Raw genomic sequence first — 14,959 nt, 5'->3', positions numbered from 1 at the left:
TGAACGCCGCAGTTGTGTCGGCCCCTTCCCCTGTCGCTCCGCGATGCCGGAACGGCGGGGGAAAGAGCCGGGAGCCGCTTTTGGCCCCCGGCGGTAGCGGCGGTGGCTCAGCCGACGTGGTGCTTGCGGTTGTAGACATTGAACTTGCCGGTCGGCGTATTGAGGCCCTCAACGACCGCCTTCACTTCCAGCGTCTTGTCGTCGAAGACGACGATGGCACCGTCGTTCTGGTGCCCGTCGCCGCGCGCCCAGATAGAGACCCATACCTCGGTACCGGTCTGGTCGTACTCCATGTGCACCGCCACGGCATCGTGCTCCAGCGGCCGGTCGGCAACGTGGATCGGCGTCAGCTCGCGGGTCTCCTTGTTCATGACCATGACCCACTGGTTGACGTCGGGCTCGGGGTGCATGGCTTGGTCGATCCAGACATTGTCGGAATCGGGGTGGGTGCGCACGAACAGCCCCGGACCGTCGGTCTCGATCTGGTCGCAGATCTGCCAGGCTTGGTCGGGATGCCCTTCGGGATCGTTGCCCCAGAAGGTCAACAGACCTTCACCCAGGTGGGTGGTGCCGGCTACCGGCCCGCACTCGGGATCGACCCAGTTGGCGCCCGGGCCCGGGTGAGGCTTGGTGCCGGTTTCCAGCATGCTGACCAGCTTGCGCGTCTCGGTGTCGAGGAAGACCATCTTGTCGCTCATGTTGGCGGCAATCTGGAAGTAGCGACCTGTGGGATCGAAGAAGCCGTCGTGCAGGTACTCGGCGGTCTCCATCTGCTCGATGCGCAGGTTGTCGATATCGCTGTAGTCGACCTGCCAGACCTGACCGGACTCCTTGACGTTGACCAGGAAAGTCGGTGCGTGCGGGGTGTTGTAGAGCGCCGCGACACGGGCCTCGTTCCTGAAGTTGCCCTCGGTGTCGTAGCTGCGGGTAGAGACGACCTTGAGCGGCTCCATGGTCTCGGCATCGGCGATCACGAAGTGCGGCGGCCAGTAGGAGCCGCCGATGACATACTTGTCCTTCCATTCCCCGTAGTGGGAGACCGCCACGTCGCGGGCGTCATAGCCAATGAACACCTCGGCGGTCACCTGGGGCGGGTCCATCCACAGGTCGATCTTGGAGAGGCGGCCGTCACGACCCTGGACGTACCAGAAGCGTCCGTCGGAGCTCTCCTTGGCCACGTGCACCGCATAGCCGGTCTCGACCTCGGTGACCAGCTCCTTGGTGTCGGCGTCGATGATGCCCATGGCGCCACGGTCACGCAGGATGGTGACCATGAAGTTTTCCCAGTTCAGATCGTGCTGGGGCTCGGTGGGCAGATCCTCCGGCGCGACGAAGACCTGCCAGCGCTCCCTCATGTCGGCCAGCGACATCTCCGGCGGATCAACCGGGTCGTGCTGGATGTACTTCGAGATCAACGTGATGTCATCCTCGGAAAGAATGCCATCGAAGTTGTTCATGCCGCCTTCGGTGCCCAGCGTGATGATGCTCTCCAGGCGACGCTGGCCCAGCTCCTGGGTGGTCTCCGGCAGCAGATTCGGGCCGGTGGCACCGTTGCGCGTGGTGCCGTGACAGCCGGCGCAGCGCTGGAAGTAGATGGTGTTGGCGCGCTCCATTTCTTCAGCGGACAGCTCCGGTGCCGCGGCTTGGGCGGTTCCCACCATGGCCGCCAGCGGGAAGCTGAGGGCGAAGATCCCCTTGCTCAAAGCTCTCTTGTGCATAACACGTGCCTCGCTTGGTTTCTCCTTCGGGTAGTGGCTGGCGGGTGCCCGGGCATGACCTGTTCTTCTGCGTGCTAGCGACCATGATCTTCAGCCACCCCCCACCTGGCGCCATTAGTAGCAATTTTGCTTTCCGCCTCACTTGACCACTGTCAATTGATGCATCCAGGAGTTGACTTATGTCAGAGGAGAGGAAAAGAAATCACGGCCCGCTGGGCGGACCGTATCGAGAGGTGAAAAAGGGAGTCGGCTACCGGGCGGGACTTAGCGACACGGGTGCGGCGCAGCGGCACACGGCGAATCCAGCGCCGCACTTGGCAAAGGAGTGAGCAACGCCTCCTCGGCGGAGTTGGCGAAGCGCCGCAGTGCGGTGATGTCCTCTACGTGCACGCAGTTGCGCTCGCAGCTGACGCCGACGTCGCGCAGCCGCGCCATGGCCCGCGAAAAGCTCTCTGGCTTCATACCCAGCCGACCGGCGATCAACAGCTTGTCGCAGGGCAGGCAGACGGTGGCCTGGTTGATACCCTCAGGGCATAGCGAGACGATGAAGGCCGCCAGGCGCTGGTAGGTGGGCTGCAGCGTGAGCTGGTCGAGCTGGCGCACCAAGGAGCGCAGCATGCCGGAGAGGTTGGCGAGCATATTGAGCGCCAGGCCGTGGTTGCGCTCCAGGGTGGTGAGGAAGTGGTCGGCAGGAAACACCAGCAGCCGGGCATCCTCGGCCACCGCGGCGTTGACCGGAAACCCCAGGCGGTCGAACATCGCCGCCTCGGCAAAGGATTCACCGCGGGAGAACAGCCCCACCATGCATTCGTTGCCGTCGGGGCTCTCGCGGAACAGCTTGATCCAGCCGCCTAGCACCACATAGAAGCGATCCGCCGGTTCGCCCTTGCTGAACAGCAGCGCGCCGCGACGGTAGCTGCGCTCCACGGCGCCGCCGGTGAGCAGCGCCAGGGTCTCGTCCTCGAGCCCGGCGAACAGCGGCACCTGGCGCACGGCCTGCAAGGCCTCACGGCTCAACGTCTTGTTCATGTCTCGCTCCTTGCCGGCACCCCGTCGAGGGGACTCCCGTCGGCCTGGTCAAGCTGGCCGAGATTGCCGCGGATCACCTCGGCCTCGGGGGACTCCGGCGGCAGCAGTACCAGCAGCCGCTGCCAATGGTTTCGCGCTTCGTCCGGCGAGTTCTGCTGCAGCGCCAGGGTGCCGGCCAGCCACAGCGCCTGGACGTGATCGGGATCGAGCGTCAGGGCGCGCTCGATCAGGCGTTGGGGCTCGCCGGCCAGGCCGCCCTGGCGCTCGGCCAGGACGTCGGCATAACGCGTCAGCAGGCCCGGATCCCGGTCGCCACCGTGGCGCATTGCCTCGCGAAAGGCGCGCTCCGCCGCCGGCAGGTCGTCGAGGAACACCAGGGTGCGGCCCAGCAGTACCCAGCTCCCCAAGTGGGTCGGATCCTGCGCCAGGCGCCCCTGCAGCTGCTGCGCCAAGTGCTGGAACTCACGCTGCAGTGCGGCTTCAGAGGGCGGCTCGGCCTCGGAAACGGATGCTGGAGGCCCCGCCGGCAGCTGGGTGCCGAAGACTTCTTCCGCATGCCCCACCGTCAGGTAGAGACCGATAGCCATGAACGGCAGCAGTGAGATACTGACCCAAGCGGCCACCAACGGCACGCGCGCCGAGCCACGCCCCTGGGCGACCTGACGTTCATCGCTGCCGACGGCGCCGCTATCGAGCAGCTCGCGCTCGAGGTCGGCCAGGGCGTTGTCGTGCTGGGCCCCGGTCAACAAGCCCGCCGTCATGTCCTGTTCGAGTTCGCGCACCCGGTCACGATGCACGGCCAGATTGGTTGCTCGTCGCGACGGGTTCTCCTCGCAGCGCGGTGCGCACAGCAGCGGGATGACCATGAAGCCCAGTGCTACCAGACACAGGCCCATGGCCAGCAGCAGGAACGTTCCGTTCATCGTGGCCTCCCGGTGTCATCGCCATGGCAAAACCGATCGAGCATGTCCCGCTCCCGTGCGTTGAACACGGGACACTGCACCATGCGCCGGCGACCCGCGACGATACGCCACCAGATCAAACCGCCGCCCAGCAGTAGCAGGAAGGGGCTGGCCCACAACAGCGCGGTATTAGCCTGCAATGGCGGCCGGTAGCGCACGTAGTCGCCGTAGCGCTGTACCAGAAACTCAACGATCGCCTCGGCGTCGTGCCCGGCCCGGGTCATGTCGTAGACCCGGCGGCGCATGTCAGCGGCGAGTTCGGCGTTGGATTCATGGATGGTCTCGCTCTGGCACACTGTACAGCGCAGCTCGCGTACCAGGGTGTCGTACTGGCGCTGCTGGGCCGTGCTGCCGAACTCCAGCGGCTGGCCGATGGCCAGTGCCATGGCCATTCCCGCAGGAAGCCAGGCGACCAATAGCCATAGCGACAAAATGCGTCGAACCTGGAGAATGCATGGTTTCATGACTGCGCCAACCTCCTGGCTTCACTGGCGTGCTGCTCGGCGCGCAGGGTCTCCGCTCTTAATTGCTCGATCAGCGGCAGCACCTCGTCGAGCAGCAGCTGGCGCGTGAGCGGCCCGATACGCTTGTAGCGAATCACCCCCTCGGCATCGAGCACGTAGGTTTCCGGCGTGGCATAGACGCCCCAGTCGATGCCGGCGTCGCCTTTGGGGTCGTAGGCGATGGTGCGATAGGGATTGTCGCTGACGCTGAGGTAGCGCAGCGCCGCGTCGCGCTCGTCACGGTAGTTGAAGGCATGAATCGGTATGCCGCCGCGCGCCAGCTCCATCAGCAGCGGCTTCTCAGCGCGGCAGGTGCTGCACCAGGTGGCCCAGACATTGACCAGCGTTACCTCGCCGATGAAGTCCTGTTCGGTAAGAAGACGCTCGGCATCCTCCAGCGACTCCAGCGTGAACGGCGGTGCCGGCTTGCCGACCAGCGGAGAAGGCAGGTCGCGGCTGTTCAGGCCAAGGCCAACGAACAGCAGCCCGAGAAGGGCACTCGCGGCCGCCAGCGTTATCAGCATGCGCAGTTTCATTGGCTTGCTATCTCCAAGGGGTGGCTGGCCGCAGGTTGCCGCTGCGCGCGGAGCGAACGCTTGGCGGCCAGGCGATAGCGCTCGTCGGCGGCCGCCAGCAGGCCACCCAAGGCAAGCAAGATGGCGCCGAACCACATCCAGGCCATGTAGGGCTTGTAGTAGAGCCGGAAGCTCCAGGCGTCGTCCTCCAGCCGCTCACCCAGCGAGACGTAGACGTCTCGAGTAATGGCGCGATGCAGCGAGGCCTGGTTCATGGGCGTCTGGGCGTGGGTGTCGTAGTAGCGCCGCTGGGGCTGCAACTGGGCGACCGGGCGCCCCTCGCGGGTCACCTCGATGGTGGCCTGGTCGGCCTCCCAGTTTTCACCACGCACGCTCGCGATGCGCTGCAGGGTGAAGTCGAAGCCCGCTACCGAGGCGCTCTCGCCCGGGGCCAGGCGCACGTCGCGCTCAACCTCGTACGTGTTGACCATGGCGATCGCCACCACCACCAGTGCCAGCCCCACGTGGGCCAGGTGCATGCCGAGAAAACTCGGGCGCAGGACCCGCTTGAGCCGGGTCGGCCACGGCTGCCGCGCGGAACCCAGCCGCTTGCGCACATCGAGCAGCGCCGTCAGCACGATCCAGACGGCCAGCATCAGCGAAAGCGCGGTCATGGGATGCCAGGCGCCGAGCGCGAGTGGCCACAGCCCACTGGACACCCCACTGACCAGAAGTGCCCAACGCAGCTGGCGGACGGTCTCACGGGGATTTGCCTGTTTCCAACTCACCGCCGGGCCGAGGCCGACAAGTAGCAACAGCGGCAGCATCAGCGGGGCGAAGACGCTATCGAAGTAGGGCGGGCCCACCGAGATCTTGCCCAGGCCGAAGGCATCCAGGGCCAGCGGGTAGAGGGTCCCGATGAATACCGCTGCACAGGCCACCGTCAGCAGCACGTTGTTGGCCAGCAGCAGCGACTCGCGCGAATACCCAGCGAAGGCACCGCCGAGCCCTACCTTCGGTGCCCGCCAGGCGTAGACCGTCAGCGCGCCGAGCAAGGTCAGGCTCAGCATGCCGAGCAGGAACACGCCACGCTCGGGGTCGGTGGCGAAGGCGTGCACCGAAGTAATCACGCCGGAGCGGACGATGAAGGCACCAAGCACGGTCAGCGCAAAGGTGACGATGGCCAGCATCAGGGTCCAGGCCTTGAAGCCGCCGCGCTTCTCGGTCACTGCCAGTGAATGGATCAACGCCGTTGCGGTGAGCCAGGGCAGGAAGGAGGCGTTCTCCACCGGATCCCAGAACCACCAGCCGCCCCAGCCCAGCTCGTAGTAGGCCCACCAGGCGCCTACGGCGATGCCCAAGGTGAGAAAAACCCAGGCCAGCGTGGTCCAGGGTCGCGACCAGCGCGCCCAGGCGGCATCGAGCCTGCCACCGAGCAGCGCGCCGATGGCGAAGGAGAAAATCACCGCGGTACCCACGTAGCCCATGTAGAGCAGCGGCGGGTGCAGGATCATGCCCGGATCCTGCAGCAGCGGGTTCATGCCGCGTCCATCCACAGGTCCGGGAATGACGCGCTCGAAGGGGTTGGAAGTGAGCAGGGTGAAGGCGATGAAGCCCACACCAACCATGCCCAGCACGGCCAGTACCCGCGCCAGCATCTCGCGCGGCAGCGACCGGCTGAACAGCGCCACGGCAACACCCCACGCTCCCAGCAGGAACACCCACAGCAGCAGCGAGCCTTCGTGCCCGCCCCACACGGCAGTAATCCGATAGATCAGCGGCTGCTCAAGGCTCGAGTGACCGGCCACGTAGCGCACCGTGAAGTCGCTGACCACGAAGGCCCAAGTCAGCACGGCAAACGAAAGGGCCAGCAAGATGAACTGGCCGATGGCCAGGAAGCGAGCGGTGCGCATCAGGCGAGCATCGCCTAGCTGAGCCCCCACCAGCGGCAAGACGCTCTGGGCCAGCGCCAGGCATAACGCCAACACAAGGGCAAAGTTTCCGAGTTCCGCCACCATGGGCCGGCACCTCCCGCCTTCCGGCGCCGCACCTGGGTGCATTGCCGGTCACTGAGGAATATTCATGACCGAGGCAAGCAGAGCTGGATGGGGGTGAATCGGTACTGCCTCGGCCGGTATGCAGGCATGGTCCGGCCATCGCCTTAAAAAGACCATACCCAGTACTTCTTTTCCCAGGCGGGTTGTGATCCACGTCAAACAATCGGGTGTGGCCGGATGTCACGCCCAGGATTGCACGGCGAAAGCCTGACAGCAGGCGCAACTGAACGTAAGCTAGGCACACCGTTTTCACCATGCCATTCATTGCCGAACCCATATCGCCGAACAACAGGAGCTCCCGTGCTGAAGCGAACCCTGCTTTCTCTGCTCGCCGCCGCCAGCCTGCCGCTGGTCGTCGCTCATGCCAACGCGGCCGACGTGGTGCTGCACACCAATCACGGCCCCATCGCCATCGAACTGTTCGAGGAGCAGGCGCCCAAGAGCGTCGAGAACTTCCTCACCTACGTGGAGGAAGGCCATTACGACGGCACCCAGTTCCATCGCGTGATCGACGGCTTCATGATCCAGGGCGGCGGCTTCGACAAGGACTTCCAGCAGAAACCGACCCGCTCGCCGATCACCAACGAGGCCGACAACGGCCTGCGCAACGAGCGCGGCACCCTGGCCATGGCACGCACCGGCGACCCGCACTCGGCCACCGCGCAGTTCTTCATCAACGTCAACGACAACGGCTTCCTCGACCACCAGGGCACCCACTCCGGCCAGGCCTGGGGCTACGCGGTGTTCGGCCGTGTGGTGGAGGGCATGGACGTGGTCGACGCCATCAAGCGGGTGCCCACCGGCAGCCGTGGCCCGTTCCAGGACGTGCCGCGCGAGCCAGTGATCATCGAGCGCGCCGAACTGCAGTGAGCTAGTGAGCCAATAGCCGTCCAGATACAGCGAGGCCCCGCCATCTCTCGATGACGGGGCCTCGTCGTCTTGCGTTGGTCCTGCCTGGCTAGGTTCTCAACAGGAAGCGGCGCACCCCGGCCAGCACCAGCACGGCCACAGCCGCGCCCAGGCTATTGGCCAGGATATCGGCCCAGTCGCCGCCACTGCGCCCCGGCACGGGGATCTGCAGGTACTCGATGCAGATGCCGTAGAGCGCCACGGCGATGAAGGTGCGCACCAGCGGCAGCCCCGCCAGGCCGGCCAACCCCGCCAGCCCGGCATAGCCGACGAAGTGGTTGAGCTTGTCCCACGGCAAGCTGGTCGGCATCTCGCTGCCCGGGGTCAGGCTTCCCGCCGCGATGACCAGGGCAGCCACAACGGCCGACACCGCCCACAGGCGGTGTCGCTTTCTATCCTCACCCCAGGCCAGCCGCCGCAGCCAGCCGGGTTCAGGCATTGTGATGCTGAATGGTGCGGTGATAGCGCGGGCTCAACTCGTGCAGCGCCTCCATGAAGGCGGTGACGTTGTCCGGGTCGGTGAACTGGCTGATGCCGTGGCCCAGGTTGAACACGTGGCCCGGCCCTTGGCCGTAGCTGTCGAGGATGCGCCCCACCTCGGCGCGGATGGCCGCCGGACGCGCGAATAATACGTTGGGATCGAGGTTGCCCTGCAGCGCCACCTTGTGACCCACCCGGGCGCGGGCGTCGGACAGCTCGGTGGTCCAGTCGATGCCCACGGCATCCGGGCCCGCCAGGGCGATATCCTCGAGCCACTGGCCGCCGTTCTTGGTGAACAGGATCACCGGCACGCGCCGTCCTTCATGCTCGCGGATCAGCCCGGCGACAATCTGTTCCATATAGCGCAGCGAGAACTCCAGGTAGGCAGGCGTGGAGAGCGCCCCGCCCCAGGTGTCGAAGATCTGCACTGCCTGGGCGCCGGCACGGATCTGCGCGTTCAGGTAGTCGGTCACCGCAGTGGCCAGGGTATCGAGCAGGTCGTGCATCACGCTGGGCGTATCGTAGAGCATGGTCTTCACGTGGCGGAAGTCCTTGCTCGAGCTGCCTTCCACCATGTAAGTGGCCAGGGTCCAGGGGCTGCCGGAGAAGCCGATCAGCGGTACGCGGCCATTCAGTTCGCGACGAATGGTCGAGACCGCCCGCATCACGTAGTCGAGGTCACGCTCGGCGTCCGGTGCCTTGAGCGCCTCGACATCTTCCACGCTGCGCACCGGCTTGCGGAATTTGGGTCCCTCGCCCGTCTCGAAGTAGAGCCCCAGCCCCATGGCGTCGGGAATGGTGAGGATGTCGGAGAACAGGATGGCGGCATCCAGCGGGTAGCGCTCCAGCGGCTGCAGCGTCACCTCGCAGGCCAGGTCATGGTTGCGGCACAGGTCCATGAAGTCACCGGCTTCGGCGCGGGTGGCGCGGTACTCCGGCAGGTAGCGGCCGGCCTGACGCATCATCCATACCGGAGTGCGGTCTACCGGCTGACGCATCAGGGCGCGCAGAAAGCGATCGTTCTTGAGATCCATGCAGGCAGTCATCCACTGGAAATGTCGGGGCCATTGTAGCGCATCATTTTTCGCGCGGCTTGACCCGGGCCAATATCGATGACACCGCACGTTCGTGAGCCCCGCCCCCGTTCCTGTTAGAATGCGAGATTCACTTCCGGCATCGCCGTGGTCTTGACCGAGGTACCCCGTGACCATTCGATTCATCGCCGCCTCCCGGCTGCCCACCCCCTGGGCCACCTTCACCATGCACGGTTTCGAGGACGAGGCCACCGGCAAGGACCACATCGCCCTGACGCTGGGCGACGTGGCCGACGGCGAGCCGGTGCTCGGTCGGGTGCACTCGGAGTGCCTGACCGGCGACGCGCTGTTCTCCATGCGCTGCGACTGCGGCTACCAGTTGCAGGAAGCACTCAAGCGAATTGCCGACGAAGGCCGCGGCGTGCTGCTCTACCTGCGTCAGGAGGGCCGCGGCATCGGCCTGCTCAACAAGATCCGCGCCTACCACCTGCAGGACCAGGGCGCCGACACCGTGGAAGCCAACGAGCAGCTCGGCTTCGGCGCCGACATGCGTCGCTACGATCTCTGCGTGCCGATGCTGGAGCACCTGGGCATTTCGAGCCTGCGTCTGATGACCAACAATCCGCGCAAGGTCGACGCCCTGACCCAGGCCGGCGTCACCATCGCGGAACGCGTGCCGCTGACCACGGGTCTCAATCCTCATAACGAGCAATATCTCTCCACCAAGGCCGGCAAGCTGGGCCACATGATGGCGCTGGGGGACTTCACCCAGGCCAGCGACGTGGATATCGAACGCAAGCCCTGAGCCGACACGGCATCGGGGCGCCCCTGACGGAGACGCCCATGCCACAGACGGGAAGCACCGGCGGCCATCGCCACCACCTGGTCGAGGAGCTGCTCAACAGCATCAGCCACGGCATCGGCGCGGCGCTGAGCCTGGCTGGCGTGATCGTGCTGCTGGTACTGGCCAGCATGGCTGCCCACGTGGATCCGTGGAAGATCGTCGGCATCAGCCTGTACGGCGTGACCCTGGTACTGCTCTATACCGCCTCGACTCTCTATCACGGCGTGCGCCATCCACGGCTCAAGCGTGCTTTCCAACAGCTGGACCACTGTGCCATCTACCTGCTGATTGCCGGCACCTATACACCCTTCCTGCTGGTCAATATGCGCAGCCCCACCGGCTGGACGCTGTTCGCTATCGTCTGGAGCCTGGCGCTGGCCGGTATCGCCTGCAAGCTGGCCTGGCCCCATCGCTTCACCGTACTGCGAGTGGCGATCTACCTGGTCATGGGCTGGCTGATCGTCTTCGCTGGCGACGAACTGAGCGCCAGCCTACCCTCGGCCGGCATCGCCCTGCTCACTGCCGGCGGCATCACCTATACCCTGGGCGTGATCTTCTTCGCCGTCAGCGCGATCCCCTTCAACCACGCCATCTGGCACCTGTTCGTGCTCGGCGGCAGCACCTGCCACTACTTCGCGGTGTATGCCGCAGTGCTGCCGTTCGCGGGGTGATGCGCGGCCAGCCGCAACCGCTCCAGCCGTGCATACAGGTACTCGGTGAAGAAGCCGTGCATCAGGAAGCGCTGGCTCAGGTTCCAGGGGCCGACCAGGTAGTGCGGGTACTTGTTGTAGGCCATCTCGGCCAGGGCCGGGTCGCCGATCAGTTGGCCGATGCGGATGGCGATCGACTGGTCGAGGTTGAAGCCGTTGATGGCGTCGCGATACTCCTCGCGGGTCAGCAGCAGGCAGAATAGGCACATGAACAGGGCGTGGGCGCTTTCGAAGTCGAGCACCTGGGTGCGCCGGCGAACCGTCTCGTAGGCGCCCTCATCCAGCGGGCGCCAGTGCGTCCAGTCGATGGCCTCCGGCGCCAACGGTGCCGGGCGCTCACGCCAATGACCCATCTCCTCGATCACCCGGAACAGCTCCTGGTCGTGCTTGACGAAGCTGGCATCGAGCATGTCGTCGATCCGGCTGGGGTAGAGCGTGAGCGGTTCGACCGTCACCTCGGGGCTGTTGTCGATGAGGAAGTTGAGTATGTTCGACTCGGTGGCGAAGTGACGCAGGATCAACTGGTTGGCACTGGGGCTGACGAAATGGGTGCAGAACCAGCAGATCAGCCGCTGCAGCAGGCCATGGGCGCGGAACTGGGGCAGCGGCAGGCGCTTCACGAACCAGATCAGATGCAGCAGCATCGCCAGCACGAACTGCAGCAGCGGGCGCAGCGACCAGCGTGTCGGGCTCTCGATATCGTTCAGCCACAGCCGTACCGCCTCGGGCTGGATGGGCAGCGAATCGTCGGACTCCAGCGCACGAAGGAAAGGGCTGCGGGGCCTGCGCCTGGCATCAGCCATGGTCGACCTCCTCCAGTTGCAGGGCGTAGAGCCGCGCCACCACCCGCGCGGTGCGCAGAATCGACTGCTGGTCGTCCGGCGTGCGGCATACCCGGTCGATCAGCGAGTAGAGCTTGTCCAGGTGGGCGTCGTCGTTCTCGCCGTGGTAACGCATGAAGCGCGTATAGCGGCCATCGCCATCGGTGGCCTCGTCGATCCGCCGGGCCCAATCGCCAGCCATCTTCTGCCCCAGCCCTTCGATGATCCACATGGCGCCGATCAGGTCCACCGGGTTGGGCTGGCTGGCGCGGTACATCATGAAGGAATGCAGCGCCTCGCTGCCGGCATTGCGCTGCCCCGCGCGGATCTCATCGAGTTCGCCGCCCGCCGCCACGAAGTCCGCCTCCAGCATTTCGTAGTCGCGATGCTCCTCCTTGGCGTGGCCGATCACCTCCGAGCGCACATCAGCGTAGTCGCGCTCGAAGCTGGAGGCGCCCCGGGTGATCCAGCGCGCCCCTTCGATCACCTGCTGGCGCAGGTGCAGCAACAGGTTGCGATAATCCTCACGGGTGAACTTGCCGCGCTCCAGGCGCTGGATGACCGGCACCCGGCCCAACTGGCGCTCGAAATCGAACCAGACGCGCATCAGCCCCTGCAGGCACTCCTGCCCCAACTGGGTGGTTACCTTGCTTTCCATGATTAGTCCTCCACGACCGTAAGCTGCATGTAGACGTTATTGAAGCGGCCGCTTTCCGGCACCATGCAGAGGATGGTGTCGCCAGCCTGGTAGTCCTGGGTACGGCGGAATTCGTCGAGCATGATGAACATCGAGGCGCAGCCGGTGTTGCCGCGGGTATAGAGGTTGGTGTACCACTTCTCTTCGGCAATCGCCGCGCCGGCCTGGGTCAACATGTCGAAGATCTTGCCGCGAAAGTAGTGCGATGAGTAATGGCACAGCACGTGGTCGACCTTCCCCACCTCGACCCGCCCCTCGTCGATCAAGCGCAGCAGCCCGTCCACCCCGAGCTTGACGATGTTGTCGAGCAGACGGACGTCCTGGCGGATCAGCAGGGCGCCGGCGGCCTCCGCTTCGGCATAGCTGGCGAAGTCTTGCCAGCTTTTCTCCTCCCCGCCGACCGCCCGGCCGACGCTCATGCATACCGGGTAGGCATCGGCATGGGAGAAGCCGCGAATCCAGTCGATGCGAAAGCAGCGCCGGCGCGGCACGTTTTCCAGCAGCAACGCCCCGGCGCCGTCCGACAGCATCCAGCGCAGGAACTCGGCGTTGAAATCGACCTCCTGTGCCACCGCCTCGTAGCGGCTGGCCTTGAACAGCCGCGAGGCCAGTTCGCTGGCGATCACCAGGGCATTGCCGTGCTCCCCGGCCTTCAGCCCGGTGTAGGCCGCCTTGAGCGCCATCATGCTGCTGGAACAGATGCCATGGCTGCTGTGCAACTCGACGCCGGCCACGCCCAGCTCCGCCTGCACCATGCTGCCGAACCCCGGCAGTACCAGGTCGCCCTGGCTGGTGGCCACGCTGAGCATGTCGAGCCGCGCCTTGCTCAGATAGCTCTGGTCGAGGCAGGCCTGCCCCGCCCGAGCGGCCATCTCGCCGTTGCTGATCAGGGTGTTGTGCTCTGCATCGATGGCGTAGTGGCGCTGCCGGATACCGTTGGACTGGAGGATCCGACGCTTGAGCCGGCTCGGCTTGCCATGCACCAGGCCGAGCACCGCCTCGATCCCCTCGTTGTCCACCGGCTCGCCCGGCAGGTAGTGGCCGGTACTGGTGATATAGACGCTCACGCCGGCTCTCCCCTGTGCTTCAGGTAATGGCGCAGGCAGCGCAGGTTCTCCTCCAGGTAAGGGAACACGCACAGCAGCGCCATGAATGCCAGGTAATAGGGCAGGTAGCGCTCCCCGCCGTGGGGCACCTCAACGGGTACGAGGCGCATCTGTCCTGTCCAGTTGAAGGTCACCAGGTCCACCACCACCGGCCAGTTGATCACCATGATCATGGCCAACATGTAGAACGGCAGGCTGGCCAGGTAACTGTGCGCATGCATTTCCCAGATGCTGATGTGCCGTCGCGGCGCGGCGTAGTGCACGTCCCAGTGGGCCACGACCTCATGCAGCACCCAGGCCAGCAGGCAGAGCAACAGCACCAGCACGTTGATGCGATAAAGCAGGCACATGAGGATGGGAATGCCCACCTGGATGCCCATGGCCGAGTGCATCAGGGTTTCCTTCAGCCCCGAGGTCTCCTCGATATGCGTGGCGCGGTGACAACACCAGTCGACGAAGCCGGCAATTCCCCATAGCGGCAGGAAGACGTACAGCAGGACATGGACCAACAGCGTGTGGGTATCCATGGCGATTTTCCCTCGGTTTCAGCGTCTCTCACGACGTGCTTGCAGGACGCTGACGTTTCGTGGATGATGTTAGGAAACACTGTTCGATAACTAATATCCACCAGGCGCGCGACATATGCAAGCGCCGATCGAATGGAAACGAGACATTATGAAACAGGGAACGCAGAAGTTGGACTCGTCAGCGAAAAACAATGGCGGAACTGGAGCAAGCCGGGACCGCTACCCCGACGCCCTGCGTGCCGGCGCGCTGCTCGTCGTCGTGTTCGGCCATTGGATCGCCACCCTGCCACGGCTCGAGAACGGCCTGATGACCACCACCGACCACCTGCTGCTGGTGTGGACGGGCGCTGGCGTACTCACCTGGGTATTGCAGGTCGTCCCGCTATTCGTGTTCGTCTCGGCTGCGGTGAGCGCAGACGGCGCCCAGCGCCGGCTGGAGCAGGGGCATCGCCAGTTGCACTGGTGGGCCGGCCGGGCACTCGGCCTGGCACGCCCCACCGTCACCTATCTGGCGGTTCTGGTGGCCTTCGTGATCCTCGCCACCTATACCGGAGGGCGCCTGCTCGGCCCGCTCAATCACTCGCTGACCGTCCATCTCTGGTTCCTGATGATGCTGCTGGGCATACAGGCGCTGCTGCCGCTCAGCGTGTGGGCCGACAACCGCTGGGGGCTCAAGGCCGTAGCGGGCCTGCTGCTGATCGCCGCCGCGGTCGACCTGCTGCGTGGCGGCATCACCGCGCCCGGCGAGCTGCTGGAGTTGGGTACCCGGGTCACCGGTAGCGATGGCGGCATCGGCTGGCTCAATGCCATCGTGGTCTGGCTGCTGCCGCAACAGCTCGGCATCGCCTGGAAACGCGGCCGCTTCTCGGGGCTGGGCTGCGGCCTCGCCCTGCTGCTGCTCGGCCTGCTGTGGCTGGCCGCCGCCGTGGCTTCCGGCTACCCCGTTGCCATGGTCGACGGCGCCTTCGGCGTTCCCAGCAACCTGCTGCCGCCTACCCTGGCCCTGGTGGGCGTGATGTGGGTGCAGGTCGGGTTCGTACTGACCTG

16 protein-coding genes are annotated in these 14,959 nt (G+C 65.4%); 4 read left to right on the top strand and 12 right to left on the bottom strand.

The genetic code is table 11. From position 1 onward, the window contains the following. Nucleotides 1-107 precede the first annotated feature (107 nt). The 6 genes from HBJ55_RS13425 to HBJ55_RS13400 all read right to left on the bottom strand — a co-directional run bounded on the left by HBJ55_RS13425 (nt 108) and on the right by HBJ55_RS13400 (nt 6,745). Nucleotides 108-1,718 carry a cytochrome D1 domain-containing protein gene (locus HBJ55_RS13425; protein WP_167115674.1) on the bottom strand — a complete coding sequence of 537 codons (1,611 nt, stop codon included), beginning with the start codon at nt 1,716-1,718 and terminating at the stop codon, nt 108-110. 264 nt (nt 1,719-1,982) lie between these two features. Next, nucleotides 1,983-2,747: a Crp/Fnr family transcriptional regulator gene (locus HBJ55_RS13420; protein ID WP_167115671.1), complete on the bottom strand. Its 765-nt coding sequence runs from the start codon at nt 2,745-2,747 to the stop codon at nt 1,983-1,985. Continuing rightward, the gene (ccmI, locus tag HBJ55_RS13415; protein ID WP_167115668.1) at nt 2,744-3,670 is read right to left on the bottom strand and encodes a c-type cytochrome biogenesis protein CcmI; all 927 of its coding nucleotides are present in this window, start codon (nt 3,668-3,670) and stop codon (nt 2,744-2,746) included. The genes HBJ55_RS13420 and ccmI overlap by 4 nt, the downstream gene beginning before the upstream one ends. After that, nucleotides 3,667-4,173 carry a cytochrome c-type biogenesis protein gene (locus HBJ55_RS13410; RefSeq protein WP_167115665.1) on the bottom strand — a complete coding sequence of 169 codons (507 nt, stop codon included), beginning with the start codon at nt 4,171-4,173 and terminating at the stop codon, nt 3,667-3,669. Before HBJ55_RS13410 ends, ccmI begins: the two co-directional genes overlap by 4 nt. Next, entirely contained in the window at nt 4,170-4,748 is a 579-nt protein-coding gene (locus HBJ55_RS13405) for a DsbE family thiol:disulfide interchange protein (protein ID WP_167115661.1), read from the bottom strand. The genes HBJ55_RS13410 and HBJ55_RS13405 overlap by 4 nt, the downstream gene beginning before the upstream one ends. Further along, complete coding sequence (locus HBJ55_RS13400; RefSeq protein WP_167115654.1) at nt 4,745-6,745, bottom strand: heme lyase CcmF/NrfE family subunit; 2,001 nt, start codon at nt 6,743-6,745, stop codon at nt 4,745-4,747. Before HBJ55_RS13400 ends, HBJ55_RS13405 begins: the two co-directional genes overlap by 4 nt. A 387-nt stretch (nt 6,746-7,132) precedes the next feature. Between HBJ55_RS13400 and HBJ55_RS13395 the strand changes: the two genes are divergently transcribed. Then, complete coding sequence (locus HBJ55_RS13395; RefSeq protein ID WP_277345665.1) at nt 7,133-7,654, top strand: peptidylprolyl isomerase; 522 nt, start codon at nt 7,133-7,135, stop codon at nt 7,652-7,654. Nucleotides 7,655-7,742: 88 nt separating this feature from the next. On the opposite strand, the gene HBJ55_RS13390 is transcribed toward HBJ55_RS13395, so the two are convergent. Next, nucleotides 7,743-8,132, bottom strand: coding sequence for a VanZ family protein (locus tag HBJ55_RS13390; protein WP_167115652.1), 390 nt, complete (start codon nt 8,130-8,132; stop codon nt 7,743-7,745). Further along, on the bottom strand, nt 8,125-9,207 hold the full coding sequence (hemE, locus tag HBJ55_RS13385) for a uroporphyrinogen decarboxylase (protein WP_167115650.1): 1,083 nt from the start codon (nt 9,205-9,207) through the stop codon (nt 8,125-8,127). The genes HBJ55_RS13390 and hemE overlap by 8 nt, the downstream gene beginning before the upstream one ends. Nucleotides 9,208-9,376: 169 nt before the next feature. Between hemE and ribA the strand changes: the two genes are divergently transcribed. Together ribA and trhA are read left to right on the top strand one after the other, a co-directional pair. Then, complete coding sequence (gene ribA, locus HBJ55_RS13380; protein WP_167115643.1) at nt 9,377-10,012, top strand: GTP cyclohydrolase II; 636 nt, start codon at nt 9,377-9,379, stop codon at nt 10,010-10,012. Nucleotides 10,013-10,050: 38 nt separating this feature from the next. Further along, nucleotides 10,051-10,722: a PAQR family membrane homeostasis protein TrhA gene (gene trhA, locus HBJ55_RS13375; protein WP_167115640.1), complete on the top strand. Its 672-nt coding sequence runs from the start codon at nt 10,051-10,053 to the stop codon at nt 10,720-10,722. Here the strand turns inward: trhA and HBJ55_RS13370 are convergent. From HBJ55_RS13370 to HBJ55_RS13355, 4 genes are read right to left on the bottom strand one after another with little or no spacing between them, the layout of a single operon-like run. Beyond that, the gene (locus HBJ55_RS13370; protein WP_167115637.1) at nt 10,680-11,564 is read right to left on the bottom strand and encodes a DUF6999 family protein; all 885 of its coding nucleotides are present in this window, start codon (nt 11,562-11,564) and stop codon (nt 10,680-10,682) included. The genes trhA and HBJ55_RS13370 overlap by 43 nt on opposite strands. Further along, the gene (locus HBJ55_RS13365) at nt 11,557-12,240 is read right to left on the bottom strand and encodes an iron-containing redox enzyme family protein (RefSeq protein ID WP_167115635.1); all 684 of its coding nucleotides are present in this window, start codon (nt 12,238-12,240) and stop codon (nt 11,557-11,559) included. The genes HBJ55_RS13370 and HBJ55_RS13365 overlap by 8 nt, the downstream gene beginning before the upstream one ends. Before the next feature lie 2 nt (nt 12,241-12,242). Further along, nucleotides 12,243-13,346: a 3-oxoacyl-[acyl-carrier-protein] synthase III C-terminal domain-containing protein gene (locus HBJ55_RS13360; protein WP_167115632.1), complete on the bottom strand. Its 1,104-nt coding sequence runs from the start codon at nt 13,344-13,346 to the stop codon at nt 12,243-12,245. Next, complete coding sequence (locus tag HBJ55_RS13355; RefSeq protein ID WP_167115630.1) at nt 13,343-13,912, bottom strand: diguanylate cyclase; 570 nt, start codon at nt 13,910-13,912, stop codon at nt 13,343-13,345. The genes HBJ55_RS13360 and HBJ55_RS13355 overlap by 4 nt, the downstream gene beginning before the upstream one ends. A 148-nt stretch (nt 13,913-14,060) precedes the next feature. On the opposite strand from HBJ55_RS13355, the gene HBJ55_RS13350 reads away from it, so the two are divergent. Next, nucleotides 14,061-14,959, top strand: an 899-nt coding sequence (locus HBJ55_RS13350; protein ID WP_167115627.1) for an acyltransferase family protein, incomplete at its 3' end; no start/stop codon positions are given.

The sequence above is a fragment of the Billgrantia bachuensis genome, assembly GCF_011742165.1.
In the GTDB taxonomy this organism is placed as follows: Bacteria; Pseudomonadota; Gammaproteobacteria; order Pseudomonadales; family Halomonadaceae; genus Halomonas; species Halomonas bachuensis.
This window is presented reverse-complemented; position numbering and strand designations above follow the sequence as displayed.

What these genes read in the sequence shown, in the direction of transcription:
- HBJ55_RS13425 (WP_167115674.1), bottom strand. Translation starts at nt 1,718, where the DNA reads ATGCACAAGAGAGCTTTGAGCAAGGGGATCTTCGCCCTCAGCTTCCCG.
- HBJ55_RS13420 (WP_167115671.1), bottom strand. Translation starts at nt 2,747, where the DNA reads ATGAACAAGACGTTGAGCCGTGAGGCCTTGCAGGCCGTGCGCCAGGTG.
- ccmI (WP_167115668.1), bottom strand. Translation starts at nt 3,670, where the DNA reads ATGAACGGAACGTTCCTGCTGCTGGCCATGGGCCTGTGTCTGGTAGCA.
- HBJ55_RS13410 (WP_167115665.1), bottom strand. Translation starts at nt 4,173, where the DNA reads ATGAAACCATGCATTCTCCAGGTTCGACGCATTTTGTCGCTATGGCTA.
- HBJ55_RS13405 (WP_167115661.1), bottom strand. Translation starts at nt 4,748, where the DNA reads ATGAAACTGCGCATGCTGATAACGCTGGCGGCCGCGAGTGCCCTTCTC.
- HBJ55_RS13400 (WP_167115654.1), bottom strand. Translation starts at nt 6,745, where the DNA reads ATGGTGGCGGAACTCGGAAACTTTGCCCTTGTGTTGGCGTTATGCCTG.
- HBJ55_RS13390 (WP_167115652.1), bottom strand. Translation starts at nt 8,132, where the DNA reads ATGCCTGAACCCGGCTGGCTGCGGCGGCTGGCCTGGGGTGAGGATAGA.
- hemE (WP_167115650.1), bottom strand. Translation starts at nt 9,207, where the DNA reads ATGGATCTCAAGAACGATCGCTTTCTGCGCGCCCTGATGCGTCAGCCG.
- trhA (WP_167115640.1), top strand. Translation starts at nt 10,051, where the DNA reads ATGCCACAGACGGGAAGCACCGGCGGCCATCGCCACCACCTGGTCGAG.
- HBJ55_RS13370 (WP_167115637.1), bottom strand. Translation starts at nt 11,564, where the DNA reads ATGGCTGATGCCAGGCGCAGGCCCCGCAGCCCTTTCCTTCGTGCGCTG.
- HBJ55_RS13365 (WP_167115635.1), bottom strand. Translation starts at nt 12,240, where the DNA reads ATGGAAAGCAAGGTAACCACCCAGTTGGGGCAGGAGTGCCTGCAGGGG.
- HBJ55_RS13355 (WP_167115630.1), bottom strand. Translation starts at nt 13,912, where the DNA reads ATGGATACCCACACGCTGTTGGTCCATGTCCTGCTGTACGTCTTCCTG.